Below are 23,646 nucleotides of genomic sequence, written 5' to 3'. Positions count from 1 at the left end.
TAAATTTTAATTCATTAATTTTGCGCCCATTATTCGCAATAAATTAATTATAGAGATAAAAAACATGGAATTAGCAAGTAAGTACAACCCCGCTGACGTGGAGGGAAAGTGGTACCAATATTGGTTGGACCACAAATTATTCAGTTCGAAACCCGATGGTCGTGAGCCTTACACTGTCGTCATTCCGCCCCCAAACGTCACCGGTGTGTTGCACATGGGACACATGCTTAATAATACCATACAAGATATTCTGGTACGCCGTGCCCGTATGGAAGGCAAGAATGCCTGCTGGGTGCCGGGAACCGACCATGCATCCATTGCTACCGAGGCCAAGGTGGTGAACAGACTTGCCGCACAAGGTATCAAGAAGACAGACCTTACCCGCGACGAGTTCTTGAAGCACGCTTGGGAGTGGACGGACGAACATGGCGGTATCATCTTGAAGCAGCTCCGCAAATTGGGCGCTTCCTGCGATTGGGACCGTACAGCTTTCACTATGGATGAAAAACGCAGTGAAAGCGTGCTCAAAGTTTTTGTTGACTTGTATAACAAAGGTTTGATTTACCGCGGTGTCCGTATGGTGAACTGGGATCCCAAGGCGCTGACCGCACTTAGTGATGAGGAAGTAATCTACAAGGAAGAGCACAGCAAATTGTATTACTTGAGGTATAGGGTAGAAGGTGACCCCGAAGGACGTTATGCAGTGGTTGCTACCACCCGCCCTGAAACCATCATGGGAGATACAGCCATGTGTATCAATCCGAATGACCCCAAGAATACTTGGTTGAAGGGTAAGAAGGTGATCGTTCCGTTGGTAGGTCGTGTCATTCCGGTTATTGAGGACGATTATGTGGATATCGAGTTCGGTACCGGTTGCTTGAAAGTGACTCCTGCCCATGATGTCAACGACTACATGCTGGGTGAGAAATACAATTTACCGAGCATTGATATTTTCAATGATAACGGAACGCTTAGTGAAGCTGCAGGCTTGTATGTCGGTATGGATCGTTTCGATGTGCGCGAACAGATTGAAAAGGATCTTGCTGCTGCCGGACTGTTGGAGAAAGTGGAAGCCTATACGAACAAGGTAGGCTGCAGCGAACGTACCAACGTGCCCATCGAGCCGAAGCTTTCCATGCAATGGTTCCTGAAAATGCAGCATTTTGCTGATATGGCGTTGCCTCCGGTGATGAACGATGAATTGAAATTCTATCCTGCCAAGTATAAGAATACTTATAAGAACTGGCTGGAAAATATCAAGGACTGGTGTATCAGCCGTCAGTTGTGGTGGGGACACCGTATTCCCGCCTATTTCCTGCCGGAAGGTGGTTATGTGGTGGCTGCCACTCCCGAAGAGGCTTTGAAGTTGGCTAAAGAAAAAACGGCGAATGAAGCTTTGACTTTGGATGACTTGCGTCAAGACGAAGACTGCCTGGATACTTGGTTCTCTTCCTGGTTGTGGCCCATCTCTTTGTTTGACGGCATCAACAATCCGGGCAACGAGGAGATAAACTACTATTATCCTACCAGCGACTTGGTGACCGGTCCGGACATTATCTTCTTCTGGGTAGCCCGTATGATTATGGCAGGCTATGAATATGAAGGTAAGATGCCGTTCAAGAACGTTTATTTTACGGGTATTGTCCGTGACAAGCTGGGACGTAAGATGTCCAAGTCGTTGGGTAATTCTCCCGATCCGTTGGATTTGATCGAGAAATACGGTGCTGACGGCGTACGTATGGGAATGATGCTTTCGGCTCCTGCCGGTAACGATATCCTCTTTGATGATGCGCTTTGCGAGCAGGGACGTAACTTCTGCAACAAGATATGGAACGCTTTCCGGCTGATTAAAGGTTGGACGAATGGCGAGGGTACGGTAAGCGTCCCCGCAGATGCACAGATAGCAGTACAATGGTTCAACCTGCGTCTGGAAGTTGCTTCTGCCGAAATAGCCGATTTGTTCAGCAAATACCGTTTAAGCGAGGCGCTGATGGTGGTTTATAAACTTTTCTGGGACGAGTTCTCTTCCTGGCTGCTGGAGATTGTCAAGCCGGCATACGGCCAGCCTGTCAATGGGTTTATCTATACTGCCGTGCTCAGCTCTTTTGAGCGTCTGCTTGAATTGCTGCATCCTTTCATGCCTTTCATTACGGAAGAACTCTGGCAGCAGTTGCGCGAACGCAAGCCGGGTGAAAGCCTGATGGTTCATGAAATGTGCAAGATAGACAAGAATGCTTGCTCTGAGCCGCTTCTTCAGGAGTTCGAGATAGCTAAGGAAATCATCGGTAATGTCCGTACGATCCGTGCGCAGAAGAACATCCCGATGAAAGAGGCGCTTGAACTTCAGATTGTCGGTATCAATCCGGTAGAAAGCTTGAATCCTGTTATAGTGAAGGTGTGTAACCTTTCTGCTGTCAATGTGGTGGAGGCCAAGGCAGATGGTGCCGCTGCCTTTATGGTGGGTACTACCGAATATGCAGTGCCTTTGGGTAATCTGATTGACGCTGAGGCTGAGATTGCCCGTATGGAAGCGGAACTGAAGCATAAGGAAGGCTTCTTGCAGGGGGTATTAAAGAAGTTGAACAATGAGAAGTTTGTGAACAATGCTCCCGCTGCTGTCCTTGAAATGGAACGTAAGAAGCAGGCTGATGCGGAAAGTATCATTAAGTCGCTGAAAGAAAGCATTGCCGCGCTGAAGAAGAGTTAAAGGTTGAGCCTTTTACCTGAATATATGACCAGCCTCTGAATCATTATGTTTCAGAGGCTGTTTTTTTATTTAAACAACTCTGCTATGCACCACATTAATCTTGCTGTGGTATGTGTCCAGATTTCCTTGTAGGTACAGTTGTTCTGCATGGGGAAGTAGGGCTCGTCATCATTCTCAAAGGTCTCGATTCCGACAGGCACGGCGCCCACGACGTTGCCTGCATAAGCACCATAAAGTGGAGGATAATCGTATCCGTCTCCATATACGGTACTCATGGCAAAAGGATTATATCCTAAGATGTATTCCAGCTGGCGGGTGGCGATATCTTTCAGTTGCCGGTCGTCCAATAGGCGGGCGAGGATAAAGGCTGCCTTGGCTTTTCCCATGACTACCGCATGGAATCCTCTGAATTGGTAAGCGACTGGAAAACGGCGCAGATAGAAGCCTTTGGACAGGGGAATGCCATTGCGCACCTGTGCATTATACTCTTCCAGGCTGGGCAGTCCTACTTGGTCTCCTTCATGATACAGGTTGCTGTAATCCGTGTTGTTTACTTCATATATGGCACTTGGCAACACTTCGTAGGGAGCAATCGTACGGGCGATATCACGCAAGTAGTCGGCATAAGCCTCACAGGCATTTTGCCATAAGGGGGCATCTGCATGGGTAGGGGAGTCGGTCAGCAACATGGAAAGTCCTTCGACCATGAGATGTTCCTGGCTTTGATGGTAATAGGCCAGGATACGCTTCTTACGGGTTGATTCGTAGAAAAATCCTCTCAATGGAATTTTCCAGTCGGTGCGTCTGTCCAATTGTTGGCAATCCATGACGGTACGTGCCAGTCTGGCAGCCCAGTCCAAGTAATATGAGTCTTGGGTGAGGCGGTACAGGCGCATGGCGGTTACTGTTGCCAGCGCATATAATTCTGCCTCGTTGTTTCCGGTTCTTTGCGTATCGAGCAGGTCAATGGCAAACTGAAAATCTTCTATGGCACTGTTACGGCACCAACGGGCAAAGACCGGGTCTTTCTTCTCGAAGTGAGGTACGGCAAGGGCACAGTAGGAAGCGGACTTAAGGTTGTCGGTGGGAGTATTCCGGGCTTCTGCCTGCATATCATCTTTGTCTCCGCGGATATTTTGGGTCCAGATGCCGATAATCAGTCCGCCAAGGCGGTAACCGTCACCGAAACGGGTACGCAGAATCCAGTTCAGGCCCCAACGTGCCTCTTCCAGCAAACGTTCATAGAAAATGCTGTCTTTCCCTTGTACGGTACCGGCCATTTCCAAAAGGGCAATGCCCGATTCGGCGGTATTTCCGGTTCCTTGTGTCAGGTCGGCTGCATCGTGCCAACCTCCTGAAACACTTATGCTTCGTCCGTCCGGATGATACATGAAGACATCTTGGTGGCATTCCTGGTGAATGCCCGGCTGGTCGAAACCGCATCGTTCGGAGAAGAAGAAGTTCAGTGTATGCCAGGCGGTAGATAGGTAAGCGCTGTTTCCGATGGGAAATGGCTTGGAATGAATGTCACCTATGGAAATCGTATATTGTCCGGGAGTGTTGAAGTCACTGAAGTCCAGCAGCAGGAAGCCTTTGTCCTGTTTCTTGTCTTTGTGTTGAGGAATTCCGGTGCCTTGATAAACGGTCTGCCCCGTGGCGGCGTCACATAGGTAAAATGTATCTTGTTTCACATTTTGTACCAGTGCCTGCTTGCGTGCGTCCAGTTTGTACCCGCTGTGGCTGTAGGCAATGGCGTTTTTACGCAAGTCGAATCCCCGGCTGTTCTCCGCTTCGACTTTCTCGATGCGCATGTCATCTATATAGAAGCTCATCTTTTCATCGGCTCCGGCAGGAGCACCCGCCAGCATGATGTTTACGGAGAATCCGGTGACACAGTCACGGTATAGGTCGGGCATCTCCCAGACAATGTGTTGCCATTGGTTAGGATAGACTGTCTCAAAATGCTGGCCTTCAAATCGTCCCGGGGTAGGCATAACCTTTTCCCCTTCATTGTATAAGGTAAAGCCGGCAAAGGTAAGATAGACGCCCGGTGCATCTACGTATACCCAAACGGAAAAGCGGTTGTATTCCTGTAAGTTCTCACGGTTGAGGGGACGTATGATTTCAGGGGTGGCATAGTTGCGGTTGGTCGGGTTCTTCTTTCCCAATGAAGCGGGGGTATCCAGCCGGATACTGCCTTTGCCGGAAATTGTGACCTGCCGGTCTATATGTATGCTTCCCGGTCCTGTATGGCGTAAGGCGGTAAAATCCTCTGCAAGGGGAAGCTCGCGGCTTTTCAGGACTTTCTTTTTGTACCATCGCGTCAAGCCTGCATGTTCGGGATTGGCTTTCATGATGCGGTGCACATAGTTGCTTTCTTTGAGCTGCTTTTCCAATTCAGCGTCGGGTTTCCATGGAGATTGTGCTTCGGCCTGTATGCACAATACCAACAATAATAGGTGTACGAGGTGTTTCATGGCATTCAATGTTTGGTGTCAGGATAAGCGTGGAAAGGAGCCTTGAACTCGGGGCGGAGTGTGCAGGTGTCTTCCAGTGGGAAGTCGGCGGGCGCCTCCTGTGTTACAGTTCCGGTCGCTGCCCATTCACAGCCTCTTAATAATGTAACTTGAAAACCGGTACATAACATGGAATAAATCATATTGGGATCGTTTCCGCAATGTCCCAAAAGGTCAACAAATACACGCCCTTTTCCGTATTTTACTGTCCACATCAATGGTTCATGGCGTCCGCGTTCGTAAGCGGTGGCCAGAATCTCCATGTCCTTGACCGGTCCGCGCAGACGGGTGTAGATTTCGTCTTTAAAATGTTTCCACCGGGGACGCAGGCCCTTGAGTATAGGATGGCTTGGGGCATGATGTTCAATGAGGGTCTCGTGCTGCAATCCATGGTAACCTGCATATCCCGGAGAATAATCATAGACGTATTGTCCGTCTTTCAAGTAGAGGTAAGGGCCGTCCTTTTCATTGCGTCCGTCCCAGGCGCCCATGCCGATAATTTCGTTGTACTCTTTCCAGTCTGCCATAGGGACGACGGAAGAGTGTATCACGACTACGCCACCGCCATTGGTAACGTATTTTTCAAAGTCCTTGCGTACGGATTCTGTCCATGTGGCTCCGCCGTAGTTGATGACGACCAGGTCATACTTGCTGAAGTCCGGTTTGAATGTGCTGATGTCCCCTCCAAAATTGGGAGTGAATGCAAAATCCACTTTGAACATACCGCTGTTTTCAAGTATCTGCTTCATGGCTTCGCAGGCGCCTTCCCAATAATGGCTGCCATCTTGTCCGGCTATCATCATGGTCTTGATTACTTTTGGGGGTTGTGCTTGCACAGGGGAAAGTATCCCTTTGAAAATGAGGAAAGTTATGATGAGAATGATTTTTGTTTTCATTTGTTGGAGGATTTGAAGTTTTTATTTGTCGGGTTCCATTCGATTCGATCATGACAACGTACTGTCTGCAGGTTGTATCCCCGCTCATCTACGCTGAATTTTCCGTCTTTGAAGTAAGAGATATAGAGTTCGGAAATACCGTCGTTGTTCCGGTCCTCTACCAACAGATTGTATTTATCGGTAACATAGACCTCATCCGACATATATTGCACCTCTTTGGTGTAATAGTCAACGATTACATAATAAGCTTTGAAGAGGTCGAAAGTAGGATAATGTCCGTTGTCCCGTCCGAAGAGCATGACTTCTTCCAGAGAATCATCCCCGTCCATGTTGGCAAGGACGGATTGTTGGAAAAAGAATCCCTTTTTCTGCGCCTGTGGAGGAATTCTGTCCCATCCTTCCTGATGAGCCGTTACTTTGAACTGTGCTTGTGCACTGAAGCTGTACCCCAGCACCAGCAAAAGGTAAAATAGTTTTTTCATTTGACGTGTTTTTAAGTTATATAAATGTTTGGTTCATCAAATATAATGTTTTCTCTTTACAATAAAGACAAACGGGAATGTTATTTTCCTAAGCTGTCCGGCGGATTTAATATAAGGGATGGCCGGGATATCAATGGAAAAGTGCCGGGATGTTAGGAGAAAAAGTCTGTGGTATAAGGAGAAAACTTCTCTGCAGTAAGATGAAATCTCTATTCAAAGGCTGCGAACGGATATTCACAATGCTTGAATATATATTCGCAGTGTGTGAATACATGTTCGCAAGTGCTGAATAGACTTTGGACTTTTAATTGAAGGGGGCAGGCTTGGCAGTAAGCAAGAGCAGTAATACAGGCAGGTAGTCCTGTAACTTGACTCTTAATATTTTCAGTGATTGCTGTATGCGATAATCCACTGTTTTAGGAGATACGTCAAGTATTTCCGCTATCTCTTTGTAGCTGAGATTGCGGAAGCGGTGCATGATGAAAGCTTCCCGGTAAGACGGTGGAAGTTCTTCAATAGCCTGCTGGATATGCTTGCTCATTTCATTGACCAGATATACGTCTATATCTTCAAGTGTATTGATCATCCTTTCGTGATAAGCGGTATCCGCCCGTTGCTTTACCTCGTTCTGTACGACCCGGGTCATGGAACGGTGATAGACGGCTTTGAACAGATATTGTTTGAGGGAATATTCTATGATGGGTCTTTCACGATTTTCCCAAAGCCATAACATCACATCCTGGACAATCTCCTCGGCATCTTCCAACCGGACGAAGCGGTAACAGTAAGTACATAGGATGGGATAGTATTTTTGAAATAACTTATCAAAAGCTTTTCTGTCTCCTTTCTGCATTGAAAACAATAGAGAGGTATCTTCTGATGTCGTATTTTTCATGGCAAAAGCTTCATTATTATTTTGCAAAAATAGCTTATTTTCAAATAAAACACTAATTAGTATAAAATAATTTGCTATTTTGTTTAGGAATCCCTTTCTCCCGTTGGTCTTATGAGTAAAGAAAGAAAAAATATGGTAAAAAGAGAGGAGATAGAAGATTTATTGCTTCAATATTATGAAGGGGTGACAACAGAAGAAGAAAGCCGGTGGATTGAGGAATGGCTGTCGGCTTCTGATGAGAACCGGAAGATGGGACGGCATATTCAGACGATCACCTTGGCTGCCAATGTAGCGCAGGTGTCTTCAAAGATAGATGTAAAGAAGGCTTTGGCAAGTACTCATCGGAAGATGCGGCATAAGAAAACAGGTAGGTATCAAAGATTCTTTAGAGGGATGCAACGGGCGGCCGCCATTTTATTTGTTCCCTTGCTCGTGTCATGGTGTGTACTTTATCGGGATAGTGACAGTAGGATGGCAGAAATGATTGAAGTAAGGACGAATCCGGGGATGACAACTTCCATTGACTTGCCGGATGGATCGGTTGTTGTTTTGAACTCGTCATCTTCTCTGCAATATCCTTCTCGTTTTTCGGCCCAAGAAAGGAAAGTGAAGTTAGTGGGCGAGGCATTCTTCTCTGTGGTAAAAGATGATGAAAAGCCATTTGTGGTTGATGCGTTGAACCGTTCGGAGATTATAGTTCATGGGACGGAATTTAATGTTGATGCTTATAGAGAGAATAAGATTGTACAGACAACTTTGGTATCGGGTAAGGTCAGTTTTGCTTATTTGGACGGGGAGCGAAAGAAAAGCTTGTTGATGCAGCCCGGACAGAAAGCCATTTATGATATTGAACAGAACAAAGTCGTCGTAAAGAAGGCTAATGTAGATGTAGAAACGTGCTGGAAAGACGGATGCTTGATTTTTAAGAATACTCCGTTTGAAGATGTACTGAAAGAGTTGAGCAAACGGTACAATGTAACATTTGTATTGAAGAATCCTGCACTGAAGTATAATTCTTTTACGGCAACCTTTGTCAGACAACGTCTGGAGCGCATCTTGGAAATTTTCCGGATATCTTCCAACATACAGTTTAAGTTTGTTGAAGACGACAACATAAATACAGAGAAACAAATAATAGAAGTTTATTAACCTTTAAAAGAAATGATACAATGAGAAACGGATATCTTTAAAAAACATGCAAGAAAATGTTGGCGCATTTTCCTGCATGAAAACAGTAACTTTTAAATATCTGTTTGGCGACAGATAAAGTAACTTTATTTTTTCACTAGAAATCAGTACAAAATTATGAAAAACCACATTTGTATCCAATCATTTAGGGCAAAAAATGTCCTGGTGAGATGCATAGAAAAAATTCCTCTTGCTATGAGATGTACATTATTTATGCTATTTTGTTTGGTTGGCATGACCTTTGCTAATGATGGCTATGCTCAAAAAACAATGGTAAACATTACTCTGAACAATAAAACGGTTGATGAGGTATTGACCGAGCTGGAACAGGGTACTGAATTTGTTTTCTTTTATAATAATAAACAGGTGGATGTCAAACGTCGGGTGTCGGTCAAGGCAACCAACAAGACTATATTCAAAGTTCTGGACGATGTTTTTAAGGGGACGAATATCGCTTATAAAGTATTGGACCGCAATATAATCCTGTTCGATAAGGCTGTAGGTGCAGATGGAGTGCAGACAACGTTGCAGAACATAACCGTTAAAGGCTCCATCGTTGATGCCTCCGGTGAACCTGTCATTGGCGCCAGTATTTTGATGAAAGGAACCAGTAACGGTGTCATTACTGATATTGACGGTAATTTCACTTTAAGCAATGTGGCTCCTGCTGCAACGCTTGTTATAAGCTATGTCGGTTATAAGACTCAGGAAATCAGTGTAAACGGTAAGACTTCTTTTAAAATAACTCTGGTAGAAGATGCCGAGGTCTTGGAAGAAGTTGTGGTGGTGGGCTATGGCGTTCAGAAGAAGCAATCTTTGACGGGTGCCGTGACGGCTATCAAGTCGGATGATATCCAGACGACCAAGACGGAGAACCTGGTGAACAATATTCAGGGTAAGATGCCGGGATTGTTGATCAGACAGAAGACGGGTGAACCGGGAACCTTTGACAACATGATCAGTATCCGTGGTTATGGTGACCCGCTGGTGGTTATTGACGGTGTTACCCGTGAAAAGGATGAATTGGCGCAACTTAGTTCTGAAGACATCGAAAGCATCTCCATTCTGAAAGATGCTTCGGCAGCTATCTACGGTATGAATTCTGCCAATGGCGTGATCATCGTTACCACTAAGAAAGGTACGGCCGAAAAAACACGTATCTCTTATTCCGGTTTGTTTGGCATGAAGCATGCTACAGGTATGGAAGAGACTGTAGATGCCTATACATTCCGTTTGATGGAGAATGAAATGTCCCGTAACGGCAAGAAAGCTGAAGTTTATTCGCAAGACATATTGGATAAATACAAGAACGGTGTAGAGGGCTATCAGGACTGGGATTGGCTTGACATGTATATGAACAAGACGGCTTTCCAGACATCCCATACGCTGTCTTTGCGTGGAGGTACAGAAAAGGTGAAATATTTTGTAAGCCTCGGATACAATCGTGACAACGGTTTGCTGAAGAGTGGCATACAATATTACGAACGCTATAGTTTCCGTACCAATGTTACAGCCGAATTAGCCAAAGGATTGAGCATGAACGTCAAGGTGTCAGGGCGCTGGGATCAGACACAACGTCCGCGTGAGGATTTTATGTGGACTTTTAAGACGCTGTTGGTAAATGACCGTGGTGTCGGTCCGTATGCTATGGGTTCTACCGATCATTTCTCGGATATCGCTCCTGAAAGCAAGAATGCCGCTGCATTGGTTGATCCGAATATTGATGGATATCGCCGGAATCGTGGACTGACTTACAATGCTGATGTTGATTTGACTTGGAAAGTGCCTTTCGTGGAAGGTTTGAGCTTGGGATTGCTTGGCTCTTTCAATGGAAACAACCGTAACAACTCCGAATTGCAGAAGTCCTATAAGTTGTATGACTATTTCACCAACACGCCTACCAAGACTTTCGGTGAAGACCATTACAGGAATACCATGGGTATCTTCCAGAAATTGTATGGACGTGTACAGGCCAATTATGCGCGTGCATTCGGCGACCATAATATTAATGTGACCGGTGTGGCAGAACTTTCCGGAAGCCGTTACGATGAACTTCAAGGTTTCCGCAAATATGCCGGTTATTACAGTAACGACATACTTAACCAAGCGGATGCAAGTACAGCTACCAATAGTGGTTATCGCAATGAAACACGTCTGGCCGCTTATTTGATGCGTGCCAATTATGATTATGCAGGCAAGTATTTGTTGGAAGTTGTTGCCCGCTATGACGGATCCTATCGTTACGCTCCGGGACACCGTTGGGCTTTCTTCCCTTCAGTCAGTGCCGGATGGCGCATTTCAGAAGAAAAGTTCATGAAAGAAAAACTCCCCTTCATCACTAATTTGAAGTTGCGCGGTTCTTATGGAAAGAGTGGTTACGATGCAGGTAATCCGTTCCAATATATAGCAGGTTATACACAAGCCTCAAAAAGCAATAATCCTTTTGGTTATGTATTTGAAGGTTCTAACCAGACAATTGGTATGATGGCTCCGGGCGTAGTGCTTGATAATCTTTCCTGGGTGGTGTCAAAGACCGCAAACATTGGTCTGGATGCAGAGTTGTGGAACGGCAAACTGTATGGTACGGTTGAATTCTTCCGTCGGAAAAATGAAGGGCTTTTGGCAAGCCGCATACAGGATATTCCCAATACATTCGGTGCAAGTTTCCCGCAGGAGAATATTAACTCCAATGAAAATATGGGTTTTGAACTGGAAATCGGTACCCGGGGAAAAATAGGTAAGGATTTTGGATATACAGTCAGTGCCAATTATACATTTGTGCGTGAAAAGAATCTGGAAGTGGAACATACCCCTTACCGCAGTTCCATGGACCGTTGGCTTTACGGAAAAGATCATCGTACTATCGGCGGATTCTGGGATCACAGTGGCGGTGGTATGTGGATTCAGAAGTATGACGGACAGTTCTCTTCTTTAAAAGAACTTGAAACAGCTCCTCTTTATGGTGGCGGTAATGGTAATTCTATGATGCTTCCGGGTGCATTCCGCATTATTGACCAAAATGGTGATGGTGTCATCGATATGTATGACATGAAACCGGAATCACGCCGTGCGGGAGCCAATCCTCCTTATCAGTTTGGCTTGAATATCGGCCTTACTTACAAAGGATTTGACTTAAACTTGTTGCTGCAGGGAGCTGCCGGGTATGTTATCGGCTATGCCAACGACGACGTGTTTGGGTATGGATCAAAGACCAATCCTACATTGATGAAGAAGTACATGGACCGTTGGCATACAGCTAATGTTACTGACGATCCTTACAATCCTTCTACCCAATGGATTTCCGGAAAGTATCCTGCTTTGCGCCGTGACTTTACCGGTACGTTGGACAATGGTAACAGCTGGGGTAACGGTGCTATCAGTTTCTGGAATCCGAATGCTACTTATCTGCGTTTGAAGAGTTTGGAAATTGGTTATACACTGCCGAAGAGTCTCACCAAAAAAGTCGGTATCAGTGATTGCCGTTTCTTCTTGAATGGTTTCAATTTGTTGACTTGGTGTAACTCCTTATTGAAGGATGCCGATCCCGAACGTGAAGAACGTGACTGGGGGGCCAGCCTTGCCTATCCGTTGATGAAATCCTATAATATAGGTTTGAATATTAATTTTTAATACTTAAATTCTTATGAAAAAAAATATATTGTCCTTGGCGCTGTGTGCCCTCGTAGGATTTTCCGGTTGCGATAGCTTTCTGGATTTAGAACCGCTTGACAAGGTTTCGGGCGACAGACTGACCGAAACTGACGGCGGCATAAAAGCTTTGTTGGCTAATGTTTATGCGACTGTTCCTATGGAAGATTTTGTGTTCCGTCCCTATACTGGTTTCAATGCCCGTGATTATGACGGTGTTAACGGTTCAAGTAACATTGCTTTCCTTTCTGATGAGGCTGCCCGTAGTGAAGGTGGAGGCGGTATTACAGAATCGTTCGAGTACTGGCCTTACGGTGATATCCGCCAGGTGAACATTTTTATCGAAACAGTGAAGTCTTCGCAGGAAAAGGGCATTCTGAATGCCGAAGATGCTACGCGCATGGTAGCTGAAGCCCGTTTTGCCCGTGCCTATATCTATTTCGGGCTGGCTAAACGTTATGGTGGCGTGCCTATCATTGACCGTGTACAAGACGGTGATTATGTTCCTGGTAATGGAGATGTACTGAGAGTGCCTCGTAGTACCGAGTCTGACACCTGGAAGTTTATTATTAAGGAGTTCGGCGAAGTGGCCGGCGACCTTCCGACAAGTACAGACGGCTATCGTTTCACTAAATGGGGAGCATTGGGAATGAAGTCGCGTGCTGCCTTGTTTGCAGCTTCCTTGGCTAAGTATTGGGACAAAGCCGCTTTGGCAGGTGAGGCTGTTACTCAGAAGCTGGTAGGCATTGACAAGTCCGAAGCAGATTTCTTCTATGGTGAGTGTATTTTGGCTTCCGAGGAGATTATAAACAATTCCGGGAAATCGTTGTATGCAGCCAATCCTTCTTCTGTGGCAGATGCGGTGAATAATTATCAGCAACTGTTTTTAAATACTCCCGACAATGAAGTCCTGTTGGCCCGCGGTTATGCGGATGGTACGACCAATCCTAATCAGGGACATAGCTGGAGCCTGTATTATACTTTGGCCCAAGTCAATCCGGGTGCCTTGCGTTACGGGCGTTTCAGTCCTACACTTGATCTGGTGGACCTTTATGAAGATTATACCGATGACGGTACAGGTAAGAGTGCCCCTATCAAGACCCGTGCGGACGGTATGGAACAAAATGTAACGAGAGTTCAGTTGGAGGGTAGTATCAAATTGACCGATCCCTATATCCAATATGAGGATCTTTCCGCACCGTTCAAAGGTAAAGATGCCCGTTTGCAGGCCAGCATCATTGTGCCGGGAGCTACATACGCCGGAACCAGAATCCTGATGCAGGGAGGCTTGATTGACCCAAACGGTAAAATCTTCATTTACAACAATAACTCGGCTCTGGGTAAGGACGGTAAGACTTATTTCGCTTTTGGTGCTGAAGGTACCGCTTCTTATTCCGGCTTTGGTAACTTGGGCAACAGTGAGAACGGCAATTACACCACTACCGGCTTCTCGGTACGTAAATACATGGAAGAGTTCAAGACACTGTCCAGCAATTATAATTCCGTGACTACTCCGTTCATTGATATCCGTTTGGCTGAAATCTATTTGAACTATGCCGAAGCGGTAGTGGAAAGCGGTAAGGGTGACAAGGGGAAAGCCGCTGAATATCTGAATGCCCTGCGTCATCGTGCGGCTCATACGGACAATATTCCGTTGACATTGGAAAATGTACTGAAAGAACGTCGGGTGGAACTGGCTTTCGAAGGCAAGCGTTTCTGGGATATGGTACGTCGTCGTGAAAACCATCAGTATTTTGATGCAGGCATGCGTTCGGCCTTGGTCCCGATGATCGATTTACGTCAGGATACTCCGAAGTATATCTTTGTCCGTGCCAATTTCCATGGAGATGAATTGCAAAATGGACGCACATTCACTCCGCAGAGCTATTACAGAAGTATTCCGGGTATATCAAACAATGGATTGGTACAGAATCCAGGTTATTAACATGCTTAAATTCTTTGATGATTATGAAAAAGTTAACATTATTGGTTGCAAGCTGTCTGCTGGCATTGACTTCTTGCGAAATAGATAATTATGAAGCTCCGAATGCCTCTATTCACGGTTCTATTTTAGATGAAAAGACGAACGAATTGATAGGTACGGATATTCAGGAGTGCGGACTTACGGTAGTGGAACTTGGATTTGACAATCCGGAAAACCAGAGCTGGAAAATCATGAATACCGGTGAATACCGCAATAACATGGTATTTGCTGCCGAGTACAACATCCGTTTTGAAAACGGCAATTGTTATCCTTTTGAGGAAAAGAACGTACTTGTTAAAAAAGGTGATAATACGAAGGATTTCAAGGCAACTCCGTATATTCGTATCATTAATCCTAAGATTGAGAAGAACGGCAATAAGATGATCGCGACTTTTTCTTTGGAAGGCGGCAAGGGAAATGAGAAGCTTGCTTCGGTCCAGTTATTTGCTTTCTCGGATCAATGGGTAGCCCACAGTATCCGTTTTGGATTGAGCAGTGGTACAGATGTGCAGAACTTCAGCCCTGCTATCGATATAGATCCGGCACAGACCTATACGCTGACCATTGATTTGGATAAAGATGCAGGCTCTTTCAAATATACCGGAAAGAATTACTATTTCCGTATTGGTGCCTTGGCAAGTGTTGATGGGGTCGGTACCGTGCGCCATAACTATAGTCCTTTGGTAGTAGTTCCTTTCTAAAATCCAAATTATTACTAACCATGATGAAACTGAAAACTACTTTGTTAATGCTGTTAGGGGTGATATGTACCCAGCTTTATGCGGTACAACTGCAATCTATTTATCCCCAGAAACCCGATGATCCGGAAGCTTTTTATTTTACTCCGGAAAACTATCAAATAAAAGCAGACGGGAAGATGGATGTGTCGGATGCTTTGCAGGCTGCCATCAATCAAGTGAAGAAGGAGAAGAATTTTGGAATTCTTTTCATTCCCGAAGGCAAGTATAAGATAAGCAAGACCATTTATATTCCTGGAGCTATCCGTCTGATTGGATATGGGAAAAAACGTCCGGAGTTTATTCTGGCCAAAAATTCTCCGGGATTTCAGAATGAGGTCCCTACGGATAAGGGAAAGGCAAAATATATGTTTTGGTTTACCGGTGGACTGGTAGAAGAGGGGGCTGCTCCCCGTGACGCCAATGCCGGTACGTTTTATAGTGCGATGTCCAATATCAACCTCCGTATAGAAGACGGCAATCCGCATGCAGTCGCATTGCGTACGCATTATGCGCAGCATAGTTTTATCAGTTATGTTGCGGTGCATATAGGTAAAGGAAAAGCCGGGCTCTTTGATGTCGGCAATGAGATGGAGAATGTGGCTTTCTATGGAGGTGATTATGGTATCTATACAACAAAAGCTTCTCCGGGATGGCCTGTGATGATGGTTGATTCTTATTTTGAAGGACAACGCATCGCGGCGCTTCGCTGCCAGGAATCTGGTTTGGCAATGGTGAATTTATATGCCAGGAATGTACCGGCGGTGTTTGATATTGATTCTAATTATTGTGACAAGCTTTTTCTTGAAAACAGTTATTTTGAAAATGTAAGTGGCCCTGCTGTAGTCATTACCAATGAGAACAACAGCAACAACCAGATTACTTTCCGCAATGTATATTGCAAAAATGTACCTGTCTTGGCAAAATATACACGCAGCAACACAGATACAAAAGTCTCCTATAAAATCTATAGACTGAAATCATACGACCACGGTCTCCAGATGGACAGTATGGTTGACATGCCGGAATACAGGACTTTGCTGGATGTTGAACCTATACAGAAGTTTCCTGCCGCCTTATTGACGGATATCCCTGCATTACCTTCGATGACGACTTGGGTGAATCTCCGTGAGCTGGGCGCAAAAGGAGATGGAGAGACCGATGACACGAAAGCCATTCAAGCGGCCATTGACCAGTATGACAATATCTATGTTCCCCAAGGATGGTATCGTATTACTGAAACCTTGAAAATGAAACCGAATACCAAACTGATAGGGTTGCATCCTTTTGGTACTCAGTTCCGTCTGGATGAAAGTACTCCTGCTTTCAGTGGCTTCGGCGGACCGAAGGCAATGGTGGAGTCTTCTGTAGGCGGTGCTAATATGTTGGTGGGCATTGGCATCAATACCGGTGGTATAAACTATCGTGCGGTAGGTGTGAAATGGATGGCAAATGCGGATTCGTACATCAATGATGTGAAGTTTGTAGGTGGCCATGGTGGTATGTGGAAACCGAAACCGGGTGTCGCCGCTCCCAAAGGGTGGTGGGACAGACCGGCGCGCGTCAGCACTCCGGATAATCCTGTTTCCGCCTCCGGCATGGACCTTGCCTGGGACAACCAGTATTGGAGCTTGTGGGTCACTAATAACGGTGGCGGCACTTTCAAGGACATCTGGACTGCGAGCACTTATGCTACCAGCGGTTTCTATGCAAACAATACCAGTACTCCGGGACGTATCTACGCCATGTCTATCGAACATCATGTAAGGAATGAGGTGCGTTTCAATAAGGTTTCCAATTGGAAGGTGTATTGCATGCAGACTGAGGAAGAAAGTCGTGAGAGTACCGAGTGCCAGCCTATTGAGATGGATGACTGCAAGGATATGACCTTTGCCAATCTGTATATGTTCCGTGTAATCCGTGTGAACGAGCCCTATCACAGCTCCGTGCGTATTCGTAACTGCGAGAACATTGCTTTCCTCAACCTGCATAATTATTCACAGATTAAATACACCAATAATATTGCAGTCTTTGATGTAAATAAAGATATCGACATCCGTCCATGGGAACTTTCCCGTCTGATAGTGACCGGTAAGGAACCGCACCGGCAGCCTATTGGCAATGAGGTGAATAAAGTTAACCAGTTGGCTTCCGATTTTGATTTTACTGAAGGCATTGCGCGCGACAGTAAAGGCAATGTCTATTTCTGCGACCATCGGATGCGCCGTATTTTCAAATGGTCTGTGGATACGAACAGTCTTTCGTTGATTGCCGATTTTCCCTGGAAGCCCTCTAACCTGGCATTTGACTCTGAAGACAATCTTTTGGTATTGTTCCGCTACGATGTCCAGCCCGGCTATCTGATTGACGGCAAACCTGAGCAGATGCCGGTAATGCCCGATACGAAGGGAACTTCATTCAGTGGATACGGCAACTCCGGTTTTACGATGAGGGTCTATGCCATGGATCCGGAAAATCCGGAAGAAACAATCAGGTTGTTGCCCCGTGTGCCTATGGGGCAGGTGAAAAATGTACATAAAGCATTGTATCCTTCCAATCGCTGGAGAGATTTCCATGATTTCAACGAAGTATCGGTATATGTGCCCGAAATGTGCTTCCTGGCGCCGGATGGCAAGACTATTATTCCCCATTACTTTGATTTGTCCCGCAGTTCCTCTTTATTGGAGGCTTATCCGGGTAAACCTTTCTACACTTCTGATGAGTATGACCGTAGAATGGTGAAGATGGATGTAGCTGACGATGGTACACTTTCTAATCTGAACTATTTTGTAGAACAGGGAGAGTTCGGTTCGGCCGTAGATCAGGATGGTAACCTGTATGTGGCTGACGGAGAAATCTATGTCTTTGACAAGGATGGCAAGAAAAAGGGGATAATCCGTGTTCCGGAACGTCCTTCCACATTGCAATTCGGTGGTAGGGACGGTAATACCTTGTTTATAACGGGGCGTTCCAAATTCTTTGGTGTACGCATTAAATAGTATAGGCAATGAGACGTTATCATGCAATCAGGTTTTTGCTGATAGCCTGTTGGATTATCAGTAGCGTATCAGTCGGCCGGGCTGCCGGAAGCAGTTCCGTATATACTCAGAAGCCTGATGATCCGGAGGCTTTCTATTTTACTCCGGAGAATTATGCTTTCAAGGCTGACGGAAAATCAGATGTGACCGAAGCGATTCAGGAGGCGATCAATCAAGTGAAGCGCGAGAAAAACTTCGGTATCTTGTTTTTGCCGGAAGGCAACTACCGCATCAGCAGGGACATCTTATTCGTAACTACGGCCCGTTCCGTTTATGGTATAAAGATCAGGTAAGACTGTGGTGTACGATGCGAAAGAGCCCTTGCAATATATTGCAAGGGCTCTTTTCAATATAGGATTTGGAATATTATTCACAAAATTTATTTTTCCAACAGATTTTTCAAGAAGGCATCCAGCTCTTCGTCCAGTCCTTTCAGGAGTTCGTCATTCACCAATAGGGTATCGTCGTCCATCAACAACAGTTCGGCAAGCGTTTCCTTCTCATCATCTACCAAGACAAACGAGAATGGTTTCAAGATGGTCAGTTTGTCGAACGTGCCTGCATTCTTCATGTTGCAGAGTAGGGTCGGGAGAATACGTTCCATACTCTCGTAGAAGTCATCCCCTTCGTAAGCCGTCCATTCTTCAATGGTGACGTTGGCCAGTTCCTCGTCTTCATCATCAAAGATAGCCAACTCTCCGGAGTTCTGATTGGGTTGTAGATGAATATCCGTAACAATAGTTTGCTCGCAGCCGCAGGTATATCTGCTGATTGCTTTTTTAATGGTTTCCTCAAGGAGTGATAATGACGATTGACTGAGCTTCATATAATTTCTTTCTTAATGGTTGTTCAAAGGTAGGGAAAATAATGAATAATAAATAATGAATAATGAAAAAAGTTATATTTCTTCCTCTCTCATTCATTAAATCGGTTCATTTGGGCCTTCAAGCGTGTCAGTCCCTCTTTCCTTTCTTGCAATTCATCTACATAAAGACTGATGAGGATGTAGTATGAGATTGTACTGTCACTTATTTCATCCTTTTCTTTTTTATCGACTTTGCTTATTTCACGGGCAATTTGTTGTGCTTTCAGCGCCCATTCCGTAGCGGTATCTATGCTGTCCTGCATTTCATATCCCATGGCTATGTTATAGGCGGAGTACATCTTTTGCTTTCCTTTTTTTGCCTCGAAATTCTTTTTCCATAATTGGACGGCTTCCGCCCAATTCCCTTCTTTGGCATATACGGCTGCATCACGCATGTTTACTGACCCGCCTTGAAACAGGTAGCGGTTGGCAGTCTTCCAATGGGGGAGGAGGCGTTTTACCGGAACTGTTCCGGCAAATTCCGATGCTTGCTTTATTAAATCATTTTCACCGATGAGGCGGGCACGGACAGAGGCCTCCCCGTTGCCCATCTCTTCCCAGAATATACTGTCATTGTTGTTTATGGTCACCATGGGCCCCTTGCGGTTGGGCAGATATATTTTTACTGTGGGATATACTTTTACGTCCACCGTACCGTAAAAGGCTCCCCAATCGCGTAGATAACTTATCTTACGGGTAGAACGCATCTGTATATTTTCCAGGGCAATCAGAAAATCTACGTCCAGGTCCTGGATGAGCTTGCTTGCTTCTTCCCGGCTCAGTGTACTTTCTCGTGGAGTGATGTCTTTGCTGCGCAGGGCAGAGTCACAGATGACGACCTCTTCAAAATAGTTTTCATTGGCTAAGGCTTCAGCCAGGGCTTCAGTCGTTAGTCGGGCATCCCCGTTGTAATAGTTGGTGAGCCGTGCTATCTCGTTTTCTTCTTTTTTTTCAGCCTCTTCGCTGACAATCAGCTTGTTGTCGGGAACTTCCGGCATATTATTCACGATGGCTACCCGTTTCAGGGTAGGAGGAAAGCTGACTTCTGCCGGAAGCATATAGTCTATGGACAGTTGTTCCACGCTTTGGCAGCTACTCAGAAACAGCATGCCGGACAATAACAGATAATAGTAATGTTTGGCCATAGTTTATTACTTTTGTTCCAAGTAACAAAAGTACTCTTTTAGATGAATATACAAAAGCAGGAACAAATAAAAAATGTGATAAAGTGGTAACGGGCAGGATGATAATGTAATAGGGTGATAGAAGCATAAACATGGCGTTTACCGTTCTATCACCCTATTGTTATAGTTCACTTACTATGTCAGGCGTTTTTTCCGTGGCAATTCTTGTATTTTTTGCCACTGCCGCAAGGACAGGGATCGTTGCGTCCCACGGTCTTTTCGGCACGGATAGGTTCGCGTTTGGGCTGTTCACGCGTATCTTGTGCTGCGGCCGCTTGTTGGTTGGGGTCATTCAGGTCCACTTTCTGCTCGCGATACTTGCTCATGTCCTGGCGTTGCTCGGGAGCGGCCTGGCGTACTTCTACCTGGCGGGGGGCTTGGGGTGCTTCGGCCGGGGCTTCCTGTACCGGTATTTGTCCGCGCATCAGGATAGATATCGTCTGGTTATTGATCTTATCTACCATTGTATCGAACAAGTTGACGGATTCCAGCTTGTAAATCAACAGCGGGTCTTTCTGTTCGTAACTTGCATTCTGTACGGAATGTTTCAAATCGTCCAGTTCACGTAGATTCTCTTTCCATGCTTCATCGATGACATGCAGCAAGATCGATTTCTCAAAGGCTTTCACGACTTCCTTGCACTCACTTTCGTAAGCGGATTTCAGATTGCAGGAAATGTTGTACATACGTTTGCCATCCGTGATAGGAATCAAGATGTTTTCGTACATATGCCCTTGAGTTTCATAGACTTGTTTGATGACGGGATAAGCAATCTGTGCCATACGTTCGGTCTTGCGTTTGAAGAGCTCCATGGCTGCGTCGAAAGCCCTGTCTGCCAGTCGTTCTTTCTTTTCGTCCTTGAACTCCTCTTCGGTGAAAGGTGCCTCCATGGCAAGAGTCTGCAATAAATCCATCTTGCAGTTTTCGTAGTCGGGTGCTTCGATGGCGGCGGCGCAACGGTCCCAGATCATATTTACGATATCCATACCGATACGTTCACCCATCAATGCATGGCGGCGTTTGGTATAGACAACGGTACGTTGCTTGTTCATGACGTCGTCATATTCCAGCAGGCGCTTACGGATACCGAAGTTGTTTTCTTCCACTTTCTTCTGTGCACGTTCGATGGATTTGGAAATCATTCCGTGTTCAATCATCTCGCCTTCCTTGAAACCGAGCTTGTCCATGACACTGGCGATGCGGTCGGAAGAGAAGAGGCGCATCAGGTCATCTTCCAAGGATACGAAGAATACGGATGAACCCGGGTCGCCTTGACGGCCGGCACGACCACGCAACTGGCGGTCCACGCGACGTGATTCATGGCGTTCTGTACCGATGATGGCAAGACCTCCCGCTGCTTTTACTTCCGGACTCAACTTGATATCGGTACCACGGCCCGCCATGTTGGTGGCGATAGTTACGGCACAACTCAAACCGGCTTTGGCCACAATGTCTGCCTCCTTCTGGTGCAACTTGGCATTCAATACGTTGTGCTCAATTTTACGCATGGTCAGCATCTTGCTCAGCATTTCGGAAATTTCTACAGAAGTGGTACCTACCAGTACAGGGCGTCCGGCTGCTACCATCTTTTCGATTTCTTCGATGACGGCTTTATATTTTTCGCGTTTGGTTTTGTAAACGCGGTCGTTCATGTCGTTGCGGGCAATGGGGCGGTTGGTCGGGATTACCACTACATCCAGTTTGTAGATGTCCCATAACTCACCTGCTTCCGTTTCGGCGGTACCGGTCATACCGGACAACTTATGATACATGCGGAAGTAATTCTGCAAAGTGATGGTCGCAAAGGTCTGGGTGGCAGCTTCCACTTTCACGCCTTCCTTGGCTTCGATGGCCTGGTGCAGACCGTCAGAGTAGCGGCGGCCTTCCATGATACGTCCGGTCTGCTCATCCACGATCTTTACCTGTCCGTCGATTACCACGTATTCATCATCTTTCTCGAACATGGTGTAAGCCTTCAGCAACTGGTTGATGGTGTGTACACGTTCGCTCTTGATGGCATAGTTGGTCATCAGTGCGTCTTTCTTTTCAAGGCGCTGCTCGTCTGTCAGGTCTTTTTCGTTCTCCAGGGCAGAAAGCTGGGCGGTGATGTCGGGTAACACGAAGAAAGTCGGATCTTCGGAGTTGCCGCTGATCAAATCTACGCCTTTGTCGGTCAGATCCACACTGTTCAGCTTCTCTTCAATCACGAAATACAGCGGGTCTGTCACCTCGTGCATGCGCTTGTTGTTCTGCTCCATGTAGATTTCCTCGGTCTTGAGCATACCGGCTTTGATACCTTGTTCGCTGAGGAACTTGATCAGCGCTTTATTCTTGGGCAAGCACTTGTGGCTGCGATATAAAGCGAGGAATCCCTCTTCTACATCTTTTTTGTTGTCCGAAGCAATCAGTCGTTTGGCATCGGCAAGGTATTGTGTAGCCAGCTTTTTCTGGGCCTCTACCAACCGCTCGACTTGCGGGCGGAGTTGTTCGAAAAGCTGGTCGTCGCCTTTAGGTACCGGACCGGAGATAATCAGCGGAGTACGGGCATCGTCAATCAATACGGAGTCCACCTCATCGACGATGGCGTAGTTGTGCTGGCGCTGCACGAGGTCTTTCGGGCTGATGGCCATGTTGTCACGCAGGTAGTCGAAACCGAATTCATTGTTCGTACCGAAAGTGATATCTGCCAGATAAGCCTTGCGACGGGCGTCGGAGTTAGGCTGATGCCTGTCGATGCAATCCACGCTCAGTCCGTGGAACATATAAAGAGGACCCATCCACTCGGAGTCACGTTTGGCCAGATAGTCATTGACTGTCACCACATGCACGCCGTTTCCGGTCAGGGCATTGAGGAATACCGGCAAGGTGGCTACCAGCGTCTTACCTTCACCTGTCGCCATTTCGGCGATTTTACCTTTATGCAATACCACACCGCCGAACAACTGTACGTCATAATGTATCATATTCCATACGGTATCGTTTCCTCCTGCCATCCAATGGTTCTGGTAGATGGCTTTGTCACCTTCAATGCGTACGAAATCTTTGGTTGCGGCAAGATGGCGGTCAAATTCGGTAGCTGTAACCACCACTTCCTCATTTTCGGAAAAACGTTTGGCGGTTTCCTTCACAATGGAGAAAGCGACGGGCAACACTTCATCAAGGGCCTTTTCATAAATCTCCAATATTTCTTTTTCGATCTTGTCAATCTGGTTGAAGAGCTCTTCACGCTGTTCCAACTCTGTATTTTCAACGCTGGCTTTCAGTTCTTCCACTTTGGCGCGCTGTTCGTTGGCCGAGTCATGGATATAAGCTTTCAGTTCTTCAGTCTTGGCGCGCAGGGCGTCATTGTCGAGTTTGGCAACTTCGGGGTAAGCAGCTTTGATTTTCTCCACCCACGGTTGTATTTCTTTCATGTCGCGTGTGGATTTGTTGCCGAAAATCGAGCTTAAAAATTCATTAAATCCCATTATATATCTGTTTTTATTATTATTACGATTGGGTTGGGA

Annotated in this window: 14 protein-coding genes; 7 read left to right on the top strand and 7 right to left on the bottom strand. The window is 46.0% G+C overall.

Annotated elements, in window-relative coordinates; translation table 11 throughout:
* Nucleotides 1–64 precede the first annotated feature (64 nt).
* Nucleotides 65–2,707 carry a valine--tRNA ligase gene (locus HMPREF9446_RS07350; protein WP_009124941.1) on the top strand — a complete coding sequence of 881 codons (2,643 nt, stop codon included), beginning with the start codon at nucleotides 65–67 and terminating at the stop codon, nucleotides 2,705–2,707.
* A 65-nt stretch (nucleotides 2,708–2,772) separates the two neighbouring features.
* Here HMPREF9446_RS07350 and HMPREF9446_RS07345 read toward each other — a convergent pair whose 3' ends face one another.
* The 4 genes from HMPREF9446_RS07345 to HMPREF9446_RS07330 form a co-directional block, all read right to left on the bottom strand.
* Nucleotides 2,773–5,184: a glycoside hydrolase family 9 protein gene (locus HMPREF9446_RS07345; RefSeq protein WP_009124940.1), complete on the bottom strand. Its 2,412-nt coding sequence runs from the start codon at nucleotides 5,182–5,184 to the stop codon at nucleotides 2,773–2,775.
* 5 nt (nucleotides 5,185–5,189) lie between these two features.
* The gene (locus HMPREF9446_RS07340; RefSeq protein WP_009124939.1) at nucleotides 5,190–6,119 is read right to left on the bottom strand and encodes a ThuA domain-containing protein; all 930 of its coding nucleotides are present in this window, start codon (nucleotides 6,117–6,119) and stop codon (nucleotides 5,190–5,192) included.
* The gene (locus HMPREF9446_RS07335) at nucleotides 6,116–6,601 is read right to left on the bottom strand and encodes a hypothetical protein (RefSeq protein WP_009124938.1); all 486 of its coding nucleotides are present in this window, start codon (nucleotides 6,599–6,601) and stop codon (nucleotides 6,116–6,118) included. Before HMPREF9446_RS07335 ends, HMPREF9446_RS07340 begins: the two co-directional genes overlap by 4 nt.
* A 304-nt stretch (nucleotides 6,602–6,905) precedes the next feature.
* Nucleotides 6,906–7,496 (bottom strand): RNA polymerase sigma-70 factor, encoded by a 591-nt coding sequence (locus tag HMPREF9446_RS07330; protein ID WP_039968756.1) that lies wholly within the window; start codon nucleotides 7,494–7,496, stop codon nucleotides 6,906–6,908.
* A gap of 132 nt (nucleotides 7,497–7,628) precedes the next feature.
* Here HMPREF9446_RS07330 and HMPREF9446_RS07325 point away from each other — a divergent pair, with 132 nt between their 5' ends.
* From HMPREF9446_RS07325 to HMPREF9446_RS07300, 6 genes are all read left to right on the top strand, one after another.
* On the top strand, nucleotides 7,629–8,645 hold the full coding sequence (locus HMPREF9446_RS07325) for a FecR family protein (protein ID WP_039968755.1): 1,017 nt from the start codon (nucleotides 7,629–7,631) through the stop codon (nucleotides 8,643–8,645).
* A 309-nt stretch (nucleotides 8,646–8,954) separates the two neighbouring features.
* Nucleotides 8,955–12,314 carry a TonB-dependent receptor gene (locus HMPREF9446_RS07320; RefSeq protein WP_245532255.1) on the top strand — a complete coding sequence of 1,120 codons (3,360 nt, stop codon included), beginning with the start codon at nucleotides 8,955–8,957 and terminating at the stop codon, nucleotides 12,312–12,314.
* Nucleotides 12,315–12,327: 13 nt separating this feature from the next.
* Nucleotides 12,328–14,277, top strand: coding sequence for a RagB/SusD family nutrient uptake outer membrane protein (locus tag HMPREF9446_RS07315; protein ID WP_009124933.1), 1,950 nt, complete (start codon nucleotides 12,328–12,330; stop codon nucleotides 14,275–14,277).
* Between the two features lie 23 nt (nucleotides 14,278–14,300).
* Nucleotides 14,301–15,017, top strand: a complete 717-nt coding sequence (locus tag HMPREF9446_RS07310; protein ID WP_039968779.1) for a DUF3823 domain-containing protein — start codon at nucleotides 14,301–14,303, stop codon at nucleotides 15,015–15,017.
* Between the two features lie 20 nt (nucleotides 15,018–15,037).
* The gene (locus HMPREF9446_RS07305) at nucleotides 15,038–18,052 is read left to right on the top strand and encodes a glycosyl hydrolase family 28-related protein (protein ID WP_009124931.1); all 3,015 of its coding nucleotides are present in this window, start codon (nucleotides 15,038–15,040) and stop codon (nucleotides 18,050–18,052) included.
* Between the two features lie 8 nt (nucleotides 18,053–18,060).
* On the top strand, nucleotides 18,061–18,384 hold the full coding sequence (locus HMPREF9446_RS07300; RefSeq protein ID WP_009124930.1) for a glycosyl hydrolase family 28-related protein: 324 nt from the start codon (nucleotides 18,061–18,063) through the stop codon (nucleotides 18,382–18,384).
* 86 nt (nucleotides 18,385–18,470) lie between these two features.
* Here the strand turns inward: HMPREF9446_RS07300 and HMPREF9446_RS07295 are convergent, their stop codons facing one another.
* The 3 genes from HMPREF9446_RS07295 to secA form a co-directional block, all read right to left on the bottom strand.
* Complete coding sequence (locus HMPREF9446_RS07295; RefSeq protein WP_009124929.1) at nucleotides 18,471–18,917, bottom strand: hypothetical protein; 447 nt, start codon at nucleotides 18,915–18,917, stop codon at nucleotides 18,471–18,473.
* A gap of 89 nt (nucleotides 18,918–19,006) precedes the next feature.
* Complete coding sequence (locus HMPREF9446_RS07290; RefSeq protein ID WP_009124928.1) at nucleotides 19,007–20,101, bottom strand: DUF6340 family protein; 1,095 nt, start codon at nucleotides 20,099–20,101, stop codon at nucleotides 19,007–19,009.
* Nucleotides 20,102–20,280: 179 nt separating this feature from the next.
* A complete protein-coding gene (gene secA, locus HMPREF9446_RS07285) occupies nucleotides 20,281–23,607 on the bottom strand; it encodes a preprotein translocase subunit SecA (RefSeq protein WP_009124927.1) in 3,327 nt (1,108 codons plus the stop codon).
* Nucleotides 23,608–23,646: the final 39 nt, after the last annotated feature.

Source organism: Bacteroides fluxus YIT 12057, assembly GCF_000195635.1.
Classification (GTDB): Bacteria; Bacteroidota; Bacteroidia; order Bacteroidales; family Bacteroidaceae; genus Bacteroides; species Bacteroides fluxus.
This window is presented reverse-complemented; position numbering and strand designations above follow the sequence as displayed.

What these genes read in the sequence shown, in the direction of transcription:
- HMPREF9446_RS07350 (WP_009124941.1), top strand. Translation starts at nt 65, where the DNA reads ATGGAATTAGCAAGTAAGTACAACCCCGCTGACGTGGAGGGAAAGTGG.
- HMPREF9446_RS07345 (WP_009124940.1), bottom strand. Translation starts at nt 5,184, where the DNA reads ATGAAACACCTCGTACACCTATTATTGTTGGTATTGTGCATACAGGCC.
- HMPREF9446_RS07340 (WP_009124939.1), bottom strand. Translation starts at nt 6,119, where the DNA reads ATGAAAACAAAAATCATTCTCATCATAACTTTCCTCATTTTCAAAGGG.
- HMPREF9446_RS07335 (WP_009124938.1), bottom strand. Translation starts at nt 6,601, where the DNA reads ATGAAAAAACTATTTTACCTTTTGCTGGTGCTGGGGTACAGCTTCAGT.
- HMPREF9446_RS07330 (WP_039968756.1), bottom strand. Translation starts at nt 7,496, where the DNA reads ATGAAAAATACGACATCAGAAGATACCTCTCTATTGTTTTCAATGCAG.
- HMPREF9446_RS07325 (WP_039968755.1), top strand. Translation starts at nt 7,629, where the DNA reads ATGGTAAAAAGAGAGGAGATAGAAGATTTATTGCTTCAATATTATGAA.
- HMPREF9446_RS07320 (WP_245532255.1), top strand. Translation starts at nt 8,955, where the DNA reads ATGGTAAACATTACTCTGAACAATAAAACGGTTGATGAGGTATTGACC.
- HMPREF9446_RS07315 (WP_009124933.1), top strand. Translation starts at nt 12,328, where the DNA reads ATGAAAAAAAATATATTGTCCTTGGCGCTGTGTGCCCTCGTAGGATTT.
- HMPREF9446_RS07310 (WP_039968779.1), top strand. Translation starts at nt 14,301, where the DNA reads ATGAAAAAGTTAACATTATTGGTTGCAAGCTGTCTGCTGGCATTGACT.
- HMPREF9446_RS07305 (WP_009124931.1), top strand. Translation starts at nt 15,038, where the DNA reads ATGATGAAACTGAAAACTACTTTGTTAATGCTGTTAGGGGTGATATGT.
- HMPREF9446_RS07300 (WP_009124930.1), top strand. Translation starts at nt 18,061, where the DNA reads ATGAGACGTTATCATGCAATCAGGTTTTTGCTGATAGCCTGTTGGATT.
- HMPREF9446_RS07295 (WP_009124929.1), bottom strand. Translation starts at nt 18,917, where the DNA reads ATGAAGCTCAGTCAATCGTCATTATCACTCCTTGAGGAAACCATTAAA.
- HMPREF9446_RS07290 (WP_009124928.1), bottom strand. Translation starts at nt 20,101, where the DNA reads ATGGCCAAACATTACTATTATCTGTTATTGTCCGGCATGCTGTTTCTG.
- secA (WP_009124927.1), bottom strand. Translation starts at nt 23,607, where the DNA reads ATGGGATTTAATGAATTTTTAAGCTCGATTTTCGGCAACAAATCCACA.